The following is a 12,327-nucleotide window of genomic DNA, read 5'->3' on the forward strand; positions in this document are numbered from 1 at the left end:
CCACCAGCCACGGTCGTACCACCCACAGTCGGCCCACCAACCGCGGTCTGAGCAGAGGCGGGCGCTGCGAAGGCGAAGGTCACAGCCGCCGGAACCGTGGCTAGCATTGCATAAACGCGGCTCTTGTTGAGAGTCATGACACTCCTCTGCTCATTTTCCGGCAGGGCCGTCGAGGTAACTGCGCTACTAGGCTCGGACCGCTCAACGGCGACCTGCGCTTAACCATCAGACGGAGGACGGGCGATGCATGGCCCGGCCGCCAGTATCCCCGCCAGATGCAGAAAGAATGTCGATGGAATGAGAAAAGATCTATCGAATATCATCCTGGCCATCCACCGCACCAGCCCTCGGTGCGGCCGAAAGCGCCGCCGGCTCGCATCTTTCGCCTGGCCTGCATGGCGGGCTGGCGGATTATCCGGAGCCGCGTTCCGCCGGTTGGTTGTGTCGCCGTGGCGTGACGATCCTGGTGGCTGTCGCGCGGAGGCACCGGTTCGCGGCCGGTGTCCTCGGGTCGCCGGGGCAGGGTGTCTGTAGGCCCTACCCGAGGCTGGACAGGGCCCACGCCGGACGGCGACTACCCACCCCGGAGTAGTGAGCGGGTGGGTGCGGCACGGCGGTCCGGGCGCGGCGGTCGAGGCCGCCGCGAGACCCAGACCGGGACTAATGATCATAAGGTGACCCTCAAGTCACCAGCACCGTCCGCACCCGCTCGACATCGGAGTGTCGCAGCCGCAGGACGGGTACACACAAAGCCTACGGACACGCAGCGGAGGGGGCGGACGAGCGTGATGGGACACAGGCGGCGGACCGCGATTCCACGATGGCAGCCGGCCTTCCGTGCGGGCCCCGATGAGGTCGGAGCTCCAGCCGGAGCCGCCCGGGCTGGTGTGACCGCCACGGCCGCGCTCATGCTGTTGCTCGCCGCCCCGGCCTCCGCCCAGATCGCCGACGCCCCGCCAGACGGCTCAATGCCTGGGACCGCGTGCGTGACGAGGATGACCCCGACGGACCCACCGAGGTTCATCCAGTCCGGCCCCGGGTGTGGGCGCAGCTGAACCACGAGTCGATGTCGACCAGGAAGAATCCGTTCGGTTCGGGACCCTTACCCAACCAGCTTGTCGCCGATCATTCCGGAATCTGCCCCGGGAACCGTTCCCGCCCGTCGGTGGCGAGTTGCGTACAGATAGGCGGATTCACTGAATGGCGCCAGTATGGTGGTTTCCAGAAAATCGCAGTGGAATCCACCGAAACCCGGACTTCCGGAAATACAGACCAGGAGGAAGGACGCTGCGAGGTGATGATCGACCTAGGCGGGCCGGAGGCGACGTGCTCCGCGAGCTCAGCCCGACCGGGGAGCCGGTCACCATCCACCGGTGCTCCTTCGAGGACGGGCTCTACGACGCCGCCGTCAACGCCGCCGAGTTCGCGAACACCTGCGAGATCGACTGTCCCCGACCACATGCGCCCTGGATTTCCCGGGGGAGCCGGTCGAGCCTTCGCCGTCGAGGGGAGATCAATGCGGAGCGCGGGATCAGCTGAGCAGGAAATCGAGGATGGGCTGGGTCTGGCCGGTGATGCTGTGTGCCACGCCGGGGAGAACCGTGGCGATGGCGTGCGGGATGGTGCGAGTCACTCGCTGGGCAGTCTCATGGGAGTCGAGCATCGCGTCGCGCTCGCCGACGATCACGAGCGTCGGCATGGTCAGGTGACGCAGGGCGTCGTCGGAGAACAGGGGCAGGCGCTCGGTGCGGGGCCTGAAATGGCGGTGGGTCAATACCATGTAGTCGAGGAACTCCTGGGTACGCGACGCGTCCAGGCCGCTGGCGGTCTGGATCGCCGTGAAGTCGAAGCCGGCTACCGTTTGCAGCGTCTTTCGCAGGCCCCACTCCCCGAAGGGGCGCAGCATGATCGCCTTGGGCACCCAGCCCACCTTCTGCCTGCCGAGGCCCCCGGGGCACATGGCGACCAGACGCTCCACCCGGTCCGGCCGTCGCGTCGCGTAGTCCAGCGCCAGCCACCCGCCGAGCGACGCTCCGACGACGGCTGTACGTGTGATCCCCAGTGCCCCGAGCACGTCGTCCAGCCACAGCGCACAGGCCTCCGAACTCAGCGGGGGACGTCTGGGCTCACTCAGGCCCGGCTCGCCGATCAGGTCGACCGCGTGGACGCGGAAGTGCTCCGCCCATGCCGGGATGTCACTCATCCACATCGCCGCGTTGGTGCCCGAGCCGTGTAGCAGCAGAAGGGGCGGCGAGCCCGGAGCACCGGACRCCACGACGAATGTCTMCCCTTCTMGCGTCGGGAGGCGCAGGTGCTCGGCCGGCACCGGCCAGCCGCTGAGGATCTCGGCGTAGCGCCGCCGGACCTCGTTCCCGCCCGCCTCGGTCCGGTAGATGGCACTCATGACTCGAGTACTGCCTTGACGTGTTCCAGCAGCCACACGGTGTCGTCGATCTCAGCCAAAATGATGATCTTCATACGTGCCCGTTCCTCGTCGTAGACCGTCTCGATCCGCACGGGTGCGTCGCGCCTATGGGCGGTCGCGGCGGTGAGCAGGGTGCTCACCCGGCTCGCCGTGTCGGGACTGATCACCTCGACCTCGACGATGCTCGACACCCCGACGTGCCGCTCACGTGCGACCGTCTCCCGGGCGGGCGGCGACAGCGAACGGCCGGTGAAGACCTCGAGGTCCTCATGCGCGATCCGGTACTGCTTGCCGATCCGCACCGCCTTCAGCTGCCCGCCACGCACGTATCCGCGCACCGTCCGCACGTGCAGGCCCAGCAGGTCAGCAACTTGATCAACCGAGTAGAGACGCTCCACAAACGCAGCTTAACACGCCTAACTATAGGGTTGTTTAGGTAAAGATCAGGAAGGTTGGATCGTCATGCGTCAGCATGCACAAGCGGGCGGCGGCGGGGTATGAGCGTGGCGATGGCCAGGGCGAGCAGGGCCGCGCCGCCGCCGATGGCCATGGCCATGCGCAGGCCGTTCTCCCCGGGGACGGCGACACCGGCGACGGTGATGGTCAGCTGGGCCAGGACGGCTCCCCCGACCGCGCTGGCGGCGGCCGCGCCGATGGTCCGCATGAGGCTGTTGAGGCTGTTGGCTGCGCCGGTCTCGGAGATCGGAACCGCCGCCATGATGAGCGCCGGCATGGCGCCGTAGGCGAGCCCGATCCCGGCGCCGATGACGCTGGTGACCATCATGAGCTGCCAGATGGCGGATATCAGCCCGATGCCCAGCGCATAGCCAGCGGCGATCACGACGGCTCCGGCCATCAGGGTCGTCTTCGGTCCCCTGGCGGCGGAGATGCGCGCGGACAGCGGTGAGACGACCATCATCACCAGGCCGGTGGGGGTCAGGACCAGGCCGGTGACCAGCAGCGACTTCCCCAGCCCGTAGCCGGTGGCGGCGGGCAGCTGCAGTATCTGGGGCTGCACCAGCCGGACCGGCATCGTGGCGACACCGAACATGACCGAGGCGAGGTTGGTGACCAGCACCTGACGTCGCGCGCTGGTGCGCAGGTCCACCAGCGGCTGTCGCGTGCTCAGCTCCCAGCGACCCCACGCCAGCAGAGCCGCGACGCCCGCGACGAACAGGCCGAGGGTGCGGCCGCTGTTCCAGCCCCCAGTCCGCGCCCTGGGAGATCGCCAGCAGCAGGCACACGAGCACCGCCGACAGCCCGGCCGCACCAACGAGGTCGACGCGCCCGCCGGCGCGGACCCGGGATTCCGGCACCAGCCGCAGCACGAGCGCGGTGGCGATGGCACCCAGCCCCGCCGAGATCCAGAACAGCAGATGCCAGTTGGCGTGGTCGGCGATCAGGGCCGCCGCGGGCAGCCCCAGGCGCCGCCGACACCGAGCGAGGAGCTCATCGTCGCGGTCGCCGAACCGAGGCGCTCGGGCGGCAGCTCGTCGCGCATGACGCTGATCCCCAGCGGGATGACACCGGCCGCCAGCCCCTGCAGTGTCCGCCCGACGACCAGGGGGATCAGGGTGGTGGACAGGCCGGCGACGACCGATCCGACCATCAACAGGCCGAGGCTGGTCAACAGCATGCGCCGCTTGCCGTACATGTCGCCGAGCCGGCCTGCCACCGGGGTGGCGACAGCGGAGGCAAGCAGCGTCGCGGTGATCGCCCACACCGTCCCGGACGCCGAGAACGACAGAACCGCTACGACAGCCCCCGGCCGCGGTGCCGTGGACGCGACGGCACCGATGGGCCTGGCAAGATCAGCGGGGCTGGCAACGGGGTGGGACACAGACGAGCCTCCGACCGAAAGAGCGATGCAAGATCAATTAATTCATCCGATTTATCTGAGTAAATCAGATGACTAATTTCGCCGCAGGAGGCGGCGGCGATCATGCGGCGACGGCCGGTGCACGGGAGGTAACGACGATGGCAGGTGAGGTAACGACGATGGCGGGTAAGGCGGTGCGACCGGAGCGGGGCAGCGCGACGCGCGAGTTGATCCTCAACACCGCGGAACGGCTGTTTGCCGAGCGCGGAATGCACGCGGTATCCAACCGCCAGGTCAGTGAGGCGGCGGGGCAGAGTAACAACGCCGTGGTCAGCTACCACTTCGGTACGAAGGCCGACCTGGTGCGCGCGATCGCACGCCGGCACGCCGACCAGATGGAGCAGGTACGGGTGACCCTGGTTGCCGAAGCCGCCGGCTCCACCGACCTCCGCGACTGGGTGGCCTGCCTGGTCCGCCCGTCCACCGAGCACCTGGCCGCCCTGGGCAGCCCCACCTGGTACGCACGATTCCGCGCCCAGGTCGTGAGCGACCCCGCCCTTCGCAGGATCACCGTCGAGGAATCGCTCAAATCCGCCTCGCTGCGCCTGCTCCTGGTAGGCCTGAACCAGTGTCTGCCCGACCTGTCGGCCGACATCCGCGCCGTTCGGTGGGTCATGGCACGTCACCTGATCACGCAGATGTGCGTCGAACGTGAACGCGCCCTCGCCGAGGGCACCCCGACCCTCGAGCCGAGCTGGGACGCCCTCGCCGCCAGCCTGATCGACGCGATCGTCGGGCTGTGGCAGGCCCCGGTGACTCCGGTCCCGCCAAAGGAAAACGCAGCCGACAAGACAAAGCGGTGGTGACGGCCGGCACACCGAACTACTGCCGGGAGCGAAGTCAGGGGGCCACGATCGTTGCCGCGAGTGCCGCCCGATGGTCCTTGGACCACGGTGCTCCCCACACAGCCCGCGGGCTGTGAAGGACCTCCTTCGCTCGCTCACCCAGGATGCGGACCGCTTCGGCCTCGCCGTCCTTGGCGGTATAGAGGTGGACCGCCCAACCGCGGTCGCGAGCGAGTTCGGCCAGCACCTGGCAGTACATCACCGAGTCGGCGCGGCTCTCGTACGGCACACAGCGATACCGAGACGCATTCCACGGATCGTGACTGACCCTCCAGCTTCTCGACAACGAGGCCGAGCGGGCGGCGCGCCCCCGAACCGACCGCCAGCAAGGGCGCCCGGCGTCGAGCAGGGTCTCCAGGATCGGTCGGGGGATGCCGCCGTCCTCGCGTTCCCGGCGGCATCGGGGTCGTCGGGGTCGTCGGGGTCGTCGGGGTCGTCGGGGTCGTCGGGTTTCTGTGGCAGACCAGTCATTATGAGGGCCGGTGTGGCAGGGGTCCGTGTCGAATTACGGCCGTTCTCAGTCGCTTGTTCTGATCGGGAACTGTGGTCCTTCGCCTCGTTCGAAACCCTGGAGATTGGCGATCGTGACCTCAGCGATCCGCGTCAGCGCATCGGTGGTGAAGAAACCCTGATGCCCTGTCACCAGGACATTCGGAAACGTCAGTAGCCGCGCGAACAGATCGTCGTCGAACGCCCCTCGTTCCGACCTGTCCTCGAAGAAGAGGGCGTTCTCCTCCTCGTAGACATCGATTCCGAGATAGCCGATAATCCCGCTCTTGAGGCCGGAGACCACGGCGGCTGTGTCCAGAAGACCGCCACGACTCGTGTTCACGAGCATCACACCGTGCTTCATCCGAGCCAGYGCGTCGGCATCGATGATGTGGTGTGTAAGCGGGGTCAACGGGCAGTGCAGTGATATGATGTCCGACTCGTCGAGAAGCTGGTTCAGTGCGACGTATCCGACGCCGAGTCGTTCGCATTCCGGGTTACGTCTGACATCATGTGCGATCACTCGACATCCGAATCCCGTCATGATCCGCGCGAAGACGGTGCCGATCGCCCCAGTGCCGACCACTCCTACGGTGCGTCCGTGGAGGTCGAAACCAAGTAGGCCGGTGAGAGCGAAGTTGTAATCACGCACCCGGTTGTAGGCCCGGCACACATGGCGGTTCAGGGCCAGGATCAAGGCGACTGCGTGCTCGGCGACTGCATGCGGACTGTAGGCCGGCACGTGGGCGACGACAATACCGAGCGAACGAGCACAAGCAAGGTCGACATTGTCATACCCAGCCGAGCGCAGCACCACCAGTCGGATGCCGTCCGCGGCGAGCCTGGTCAGCACGCCGGCCGACACCTCATCCTCAACGAACACGCAGACCGCGTCATRTCCCTGCGCTAGACCCGCAGTCTGTTCGGTCAACCGGTGCTCAAAAAAATTGAGCTCCAGGCTACCGGTCTGAGCGTCACTCAGGAAGCGGCGGTCATAGTCCTTCGACGAGAAGACCGCGACCCGCACGTTTCGTCCCCGTTCTTTCGTCATGCGTCTGTGTCTTTCCGAGCAATACCGACGCAGAGACGGCGGCAGCACACGACCTGGCAACGATCATCCTTGCTGGGCGTCATTTTACCCGATGTCATTACTCACGTCGCCCATCCCCCAGGCCTGCCCGGCGTGTCGGCCGGAAAGCATGCAGGTGATGCGCTGGCCCCTGAGACCGCCAGGCATAGCGGGACGCGGTTGAGCGCCCTGGTCGACCCTGACCAACCGGCGATCCCCGGCGACGGGCTCCCCTACGCACAACTGGCCCGCGAATGCGACGGTGACGGCCACGGCCAGCCGAGGCAGGAGCGATGCCGAGAGGCATCCACGGATTGTGACCGACCCTCCAGACCCTCGACGACGATGCCGACCGGCCGTCAGCGAGGCTGGAAGTGCCTCCGGTGGGCTTCGGCCCAGGAGCGGAACGGCCGGGCCGGATGACCGGTGATCCGTTCGACCGTGTTGTTCACGGGGGCTGTCAGGCCGACGCTCGCCTCGGCCACGTCGAGCAGGGTCTCCAGGATCGGGCGGGGGATGCCGCCGTCCTCGCGTTCCAGCGCCTGCTCACGAGTCAGATCGTCCACGGGTATCTCGACGCCGAGGACATCGCCGATGACCGCGACCGTGTCCCGTAGCCGAAGCGACCGCGGGCCGGTGAGGATCTGCATCCGAGACCGGTGGGTGCCGCGGGTGAGCAGGTCGGCGGCGACCTCCGCGATGTCGTCGGGATGGATCGGTGTGAAGGAGGCGTCCCCGAAGGCCATCGCGACCCGCCCGGTCGTCCGGATCTGGTCGGCCCAGTCCCGCCGGGCATTGGTGGCGAGCCAGCTCGGGTAAAGCACGGTGTGCGCGATCCCGGACTCGGCGACGGCCCGCTCGACCGCGCGGTGCACCAACCCGATGGGCTGGTCGAACTCCCCGACCTCATAGGCCGCCGGCGAGGACAGCAGCACCAGATAGCGCACGCCGACCTTCGCGGCCATCTCCAGGAACGCATCGACCGAGCCGATGACCGGATAGAGGAAAACGGCGTCGACGCCGCGCAGCGCGTCCGCTCCGGCGACGCCCGGGTCGGTGAGGTCGAGCTCGACCGGCTCGGCTCCGCCAGGCAGCCGTAGGGTCGTGCTGTCGCGGGCCGACCCGCGGACCGGATGACCGGCGGCGTCCAGTCTGGCTGTCAGGCGTGACCCGATGTTGCCGCGTGCGCCGGTGACAAGAATGGCCATGACACTCCTGCGGTGAGGTCAGAGGTACACATTACCTTTACTAGCAAAGCACTTTTCATGGCAAAGCTAACTACGCGAGGGAGGGGCGTGTCAACCAACCCCGGGCACGGCGACGAGGTCGACGTAGACGAGGCCGTCCGAGCACTCCTGCTACTGATGCCRCAGCTGATCGGACGGATCAAGCGGACACCGCCGCCGGACGAGCTGGCCGGGCTGGCCCTCGCCCCCCGGCACCTGTCGCTGCTGTCCTACCTGCTCTTCGACGGCCCCATGACCGTGAACGCCCTGGCCACACGGTTGGAGGTGGCACCAACGACAGTCAGCCTCATGATTGCCGACCTCAGCCGCGGCGGGGTCGTGGAACGCCACGAGGATCCCGACGACCGGCGGCGCCGCATCGTGAGCATCGCCGACGCCAGCCGCCCGGCGATCGAGGGATGGCTCGGTCCGGGCGCCGCCGCCTGGCGCGAAGCCCTCCAACCGCTGACCCCGGCCGAGCGCAGCCTGTTCGTCGAGACCCTGCGCGTCTATGAACGCGCCTCCGGCAGGCGAGCCTCACCGGCCAGCTGAGCTGGAACCGTCAATCGACGGGGGGCTCGAGGTGACGATCAAGACGCTGGTGGCCGAGGGTGGCAGATTCGAGGATGGACGTGTCGTGCTGCGGATCTCCGTCACTCGCGAGGGCTCGGGCGCCGTCTTCGATGGATCCGTCGCACGCGGTGCGATGCTACGCGTGCAGGTTCGGTCCTCGCGTCCACCGCGACCCGCCCGACCACATCGACTGCCCCGACCTTCCCGCGCTCGTCCTTCCCGAGCCGTCGCCCGCCCCTTCGCTCCCCCTCGGCACCCCGGAAATCCTGGCCAGGACGCTCGAGGAGGTCCCCGCGCAGCAGCGGCTGGACGACACCGCGGTGCGCCTCGCGGTCGAGAAGTCGTTCTCGGACACCGACGTTCGCGTCGAGGTGGCGCGGCCCGAGGGCAGCGCCCCGACGTCACCGCTCGGCATCGCACTCGCCGCCGGCAAGGACGACTGCGTGCTCGGACGGGTGGCCGTGGACCAGAACGACTCCGTCACGGTCTGGTACGTCCCGCGTGTACTCGCGCAGCCAGGCGAGCTGGGCTGCCACGCTGCCGATGGCGCACTCGAACCGGGTCAGCGGCCACCGCACTGACCTGGTCACCCCCGTCCCCGCGATGAAGAGCACGTACAGCCACAGGAGAAATCCGAAGAACAGCAGCATCGTCCAGAAGGCCGACAGAAGTGGGTAATCCATGACGGAGCCCCTTTACGTACGTCAACAGCGATTTGTCAACGACGTCTCGTTGGAGACCTATCTGAACCTCGCGCAACCACACGGTTCGCTCGTTGACCTGCCGTACTGATCCGTCCGGACCGCGCGGCCTCGGCGAGCGCCGCGAAATCACGTTCGTTCTGGTCCGCATAGGCCTCGGCGAACCGGACGATCGCCCGGTCGAAGGCGTCTCCGGCGCCGAGGTAGGCCCCGATCGCCACACGGTCACCTGAGCGGGCGTGGGCCCGGGCGAGGGTCGCCCCGCACAGCCGCGCGAACAGGGCAAGGCCCTCGGGGTCCATGCGTTCGGGGAGCGCGACGCCCTTCCAGTCCTGCAACTGGCGGATGTAGAAGTCACGGCACTGCCCGTCGATGCCGTCCACCCGCTGCCAGCCCAGAAAGATGTCCCCGGCAGCCTGCATCAGACGTTGCCCGGCGACGACCCGCTCCCCCTGGTTGCCATACCGACTGCCGGGCAGATGATCCGCCAGGACCGACGCCTGCGCCTCCTTGACCTGCAACAGCAGCGGGTCGTCACGGTCACGGCCCAGCAGCAGCGCCACCCAGCAGCGGGTACCCACACTGCCGACACCGACGACCTTGCGCGCGACGTCGACGAGCCGATACTGGGCGAGCAACGAACGCCGGTCATCCGCCAGGGTGGCGCCGTACCGGTCGATGACGGTCGTGAGCTGACCTGTCAACAGGTCATGCTCGACCCCGCGGAGCAGCTCGCGGACCGGGACGAGCAGCGGCGGGTCGGAGACGAAACGAGGCTGGCCCTCGGTCACCTCGGTCAGCCGGGCGAACGCCCGCCGCCGGTCACGGGACCGGGCACTGATCGCCGCACGGGACAGACGCCGGGAGTACCGCCGACCCAACACGCCCGCGAACCGGCCCTGCAGCTGATCCACGTCGACGTGGGCGTACCAGACATCGAGGTTGGTCATGGCCGCGAACCGGCGCATCCAGGCCCGGTACGCACCGATCGCCGCGATGACGGCCGCCTGTCGGCCCGCCGGCGCGAACCCGTTGCCACGGCCGGCGATGACCAGGCTCGCGGCCAGCCGTTTCACGTCCCACTCCCACGGGCCGGGAAGCGTCTCGTCGAAGTCGTTGATGTCGAACACCAGGTGACGCTCAGGCGACGCGAGCAGACGGAAGTTGAGCAGGTGCGCGTCGCCGCAGAGCTGGACGTCGATCCCCGAGACCGGCGTGCCGGCGAGATCCGCCGCCATCACCGCGGCAGCACCGCGAAAGAAGCCGGAACGGAGACTCCAGCATGCGCTGATAGCGCAGCGGGACAAGCTCAGGCAGCCGCGCCCCCGACTGCCGTTCGATCAGGTCAACCGGATCGACCCGGCCCGACGCCGGCGCATACTCGCCATGAATCCCGCGCGGCGCGCGCGTCCTCGCGTCCTTTCCCCGTGCCGCACGTTCGATCGGCGTGAGTTGTTCGGATTTCGCGGACAGTCGTGTGGATTTCGCGGACAGCCGCGGCCGCGAACCAGCCGCGACCGGCGGCGAGCTGACGACAGCTGCCATGCTCTACCTCACACCGTATCGGCGGGCCGGTCGGAGGCGACGTCGGCGGCGGAGCCGGCGTCGAGGGTCGTGCCGGTGCTCGCCCGACCGTAGTCCCGACCGGCCCGGACCGCTCTACCAGGTTCCCGCTACGCCGGGTTCTCGTTCAGGATCTCGTCCAGGCCGAGCGCGCGCAGGACGTTCCCCGCTGCCGACACGACCCGGGCACTTCCGACGATCGGTGCGATGGCGGTGGTCACACCCTGTGCGTCGGCGGCGGTGAGGCCTGCCTCCTTGGCAGCGGCGAGATTCATCAGGTAGGAGACGGGCGCCGAGTCCAGGGCGATAAGCGCCGCCAAGCGCACGAGATGGTAGGTGCGCTCGTCCAGGCCTGACCGCTCGAGTGTGTTCAAGTGCATCTGCACGATCTCTTCGAAAACCGGCGCATCGCCCTGCGCGATCGCGCCGAGCGTCCGCTCAGGAGCCTGTGTCGCCATTGTTCTCTCCTTTGTTCTGACCGATTGCATCTCAACGATATTTTCCTATGATTGGTTGCCCGGGACCGGCAAGCCGCAAACATGCAACGCCGACAGATCAAGGCGACGAAGCCGAATTTCGACATTTTTCCAGAATTTCGCGGCGCCACATCCCCGGCTCGCCTGCAGACAGATTTCTGCTTCACTCCTCTCCGGGAAGGGCGCGGCGCGGGACCGTGATGGCGGCCTCGCAGGCAAAAGCGGGAGGAACTGCGCCATGGTCGAAAATGCTGGCCGCGACGTCGACGGCCCCGCGCGTTCGGACGGCGGGCGTCCCCTGTCCGTCGGGGCGTCCATCCTGCTCCTGGTAGCCGCYCTGCTGGCGCCACTCGGCGTGGTTGCCGCCTGGGCAGACACGACGGTCTCCGACACTGACCGGTACGTGGAGACCGTCGCCCCGCTTGCCACCGATCCCGCGGTGCAGAACATGGTGATCGACCGTCTGACCAACCGGGTCGTCAGTAACGTCAACGCCGATCAGGTCGCCGCGTCGCTCGCCGACGCCGTCGCAAAAACCGGTGCTCCCCCCATTGTCGTGGACCACACCGACGCGCTGGCCGGCGCACTCAAGGCCGCTCCGACCAGCGCGGTTCATCAGGTGCCCTCGCACCGCGCCGGGCTCATGGCCGCGGGCATCGGGATCGGCGTGATGATGGTCGTGCTGCTGGTGGGGCTGGCTGTCACACGCCAGATCTATCTGGACTCCGTCCCGCCCGACGCCCAGCCTCGGGATGCGGCAGCAGCCATCTACGACACTCTCGTCCGTTTCCTGCGGAACAGCGCGCTCACCGGGCTGACCATAGCCGTCATCATCGTGGTCGCCGGATATCTCTACGGGCCGGGACGCGGCGCACGCGCCATCCGCTCCGGTGCCGCCCACGCCACCGGCGCCACCGGTCGGGCCATAGCCCGCGTGGGTCTGCGCACCGGCGGCCCGGGATGCTGTTGGACAGGCACCGCCGCCTCACCAGCGGGATCGTCATCGGGGCAGGGGCTCTGGCCCTGGCGTTGTGGAACTCTCCGACCCCGTCATCGGTCGCCCTCGTCCTGCTGATAGTCG

The 12,327-nt window shown here is 68.0% G+C and carries 14 protein-coding genes; 5 read left to right on the top strand and 9 right to left on the bottom strand.

From position 1 onward, the window contains the following. Positions 1-1,326: 1,326 nt before the first annotated feature. A complete protein-coding gene (locus BBK14_RS39005) occupies positions 1,327-1,539 on the top strand; it encodes a hypothetical protein (protein ID WP_071064680.1) in 213 nt (70 codons plus the stop codon). On the opposite strand, the gene BBK14_RS19745 is transcribed toward BBK14_RS39005, so the two are convergent. From BBK14_RS19745 to BBK14_RS42905, 4 genes are all read right to left on the bottom strand, one after another. Further along, the gene (locus tag BBK14_RS19745; protein WP_071064682.1) at positions 1,532-2,404 is read right to left on the bottom strand and encodes an alpha/beta fold hydrolase; all 873 of its coding nucleotides are present in this window, start codon (positions 2,402-2,404) and stop codon (positions 1,532-1,534) included. The two genes, BBK14_RS39005 and BBK14_RS19745, sit on opposite strands and share 8 nt — an antisense overlap. Beyond that, positions 2,401-2,823 (bottom strand): helix-turn-helix domain-containing protein, encoded by a 423-nt coding sequence (locus BBK14_RS19750; protein WP_071064684.1) that lies wholly within the window; start codon positions 2,821-2,823, stop codon positions 2,401-2,403. Before BBK14_RS19750 ends, BBK14_RS19745 begins: the two co-directional genes overlap by 4 nt. A 62-nt stretch (positions 2,824-2,885) precedes the next feature. Next, on the bottom strand, positions 2,886-3,533 hold the full coding sequence (locus BBK14_RS42900) for an MFS transporter (protein WP_241831677.1): 648 nt from the start codon (positions 3,531-3,533) through the stop codon (positions 2,886-2,888). Positions 3,534-3,824: 291 nt separating this feature from the next. Further along, positions 3,825-4,265, bottom strand: a complete 441-nt coding sequence (locus BBK14_RS42905; RefSeq protein WP_241831678.1) for an MFS transporter — start codon at positions 4,263-4,265, stop codon at positions 3,825-3,827. 137 nt (positions 4,266-4,402) lie between these two features. Between BBK14_RS42905 and BBK14_RS19760 the strand changes: the two genes are divergently transcribed. After that, positions 4,403-5,110 (top strand): TetR/AcrR family transcriptional regulator, encoded by a 708-nt coding sequence (locus BBK14_RS19760; RefSeq protein ID WP_241831679.1) that lies wholly within the window; start codon positions 4,403-4,405, stop codon positions 5,108-5,110. Between the two features lie 34 nt (positions 5,111-5,144). On the opposite strand, the gene BBK14_RS19765 is transcribed toward BBK14_RS19760, so the two are convergent. The 3 genes from BBK14_RS19765 to BBK14_RS19780 all read right to left on the bottom strand — a co-directional run bounded on the left by BBK14_RS19765 (position 5,145) and on the right by BBK14_RS19780 (position 7,915). Further along, positions 5,145-5,378 carry a hypothetical protein gene (locus BBK14_RS19765; protein ID WP_241831680.1) on the bottom strand — a complete coding sequence of 78 codons (234 nt, stop codon included), beginning with the start codon at positions 5,376-5,378 and terminating at the stop codon, positions 5,145-5,147. A gap of 288 nt (positions 5,379-5,666) precedes the next feature. Next, entirely contained in the window at positions 5,667-6,689 is a 1,023-nt protein-coding gene (locus BBK14_RS19770; protein WP_241831681.1) for a 2-hydroxyacid dehydrogenase, read from the bottom strand. 377 nt (positions 6,690-7,066) lie between these two features. Then, positions 7,067-7,915: an NAD(P)H-binding protein gene (locus BBK14_RS19780; protein ID WP_071064692.1), complete on the bottom strand. Its 849-nt coding sequence runs from the start codon at positions 7,913-7,915 to the stop codon at positions 7,067-7,069. An 87-nt stretch (positions 7,916-8,002) separates the two neighbouring features. On the opposite strand from BBK14_RS19780, the gene BBK14_RS19785 reads away from it, so the two are divergent. After that, on the top strand, positions 8,003-8,485 hold the full coding sequence (locus BBK14_RS19785; RefSeq protein ID WP_198541346.1) for a MarR family winged helix-turn-helix transcriptional regulator: 483 nt from the start codon (positions 8,003-8,005) through the stop codon (positions 8,483-8,485). Between the two features lie 149 nt (positions 8,486-8,634). Further along, positions 8,635-9,087 carry a hypothetical protein gene (locus BBK14_RS38435; protein WP_071064696.1) on the top strand — a complete coding sequence of 151 codons (453 nt, stop codon included), beginning with the start codon at positions 8,635-8,637 and terminating at the stop codon, positions 9,085-9,087. Positions 9,088-9,224: 137 nt separating this feature from the next. Here BBK14_RS38435 and BBK14_RS19795 read toward each other — a convergent pair whose 3' ends face one another. Beyond that, the gene (locus BBK14_RS19795; RefSeq protein ID WP_241831690.1) at positions 9,225-10,445 is read right to left on the bottom strand and encodes a DUF2252 domain-containing protein; all 1,221 of its coding nucleotides are present in this window, start codon (positions 10,443-10,445) and stop codon (positions 9,225-9,227) included. Between the two features lie 435 nt (positions 10,446-10,880). Next, positions 10,881-11,228 carry a carboxymuconolactone decarboxylase family protein gene (locus BBK14_RS19800; RefSeq protein ID WP_071064698.1) on the bottom strand — a complete coding sequence of 116 codons (348 nt, stop codon included), beginning with the start codon at positions 11,226-11,228 and terminating at the stop codon, positions 10,881-10,883. Positions 11,229-11,484: 256 nt separating this feature from the next. Between BBK14_RS19800 and BBK14_RS19805 the strand changes: the two genes are divergently transcribed. Next, positions 11,485-12,321, top strand: coding sequence for a hypothetical protein (locus tag BBK14_RS19805; RefSeq protein WP_241831682.1), 837 nt, complete (start codon positions 11,485-11,487; stop codon positions 12,319-12,321). Positions 12,322-12,327 lie beyond the last annotated feature (6 nt).

Origin of the sequence: Parafrankia soli, assembly GCF_001854695.1 — a bacterium.
In the GTDB taxonomy this organism is placed as follows: Bacteria; Actinomycetota; Actinomycetes; order Frankiales; family Frankiaceae; genus Parafrankia; species Parafrankia soli.

Bases quoted from the DNA above. Each gene is read 5' to 3' on its own strand.
- BBK14_RS19800 (WP_071064698.1), bottom strand. From the start codon at position 11,228: ATGGCGACACAGGCTCCTGAGCGGACGCTCGGCGCGATCGCGCAGGGC.
- BBK14_RS19760 (WP_241831679.1), top strand. From the start codon at position 4,403: ATGGCAGGTGAGGTAACGACGATGGCGGGTAAGGCGGTGCGACCGGAG.
- BBK14_RS19780 (WP_071064692.1), bottom strand. From the start codon at position 7,915: ATGGCCATTCTTGTCACCGGCGCACGCGGCAACATCGGGTCACGCCTG.
- BBK14_RS19795 (WP_241831690.1), bottom strand. From the start codon at position 10,445: ATGGCGGCGGATCTCGCCGGCACGCCGGTCTCGGGGATCGACGTCCAG.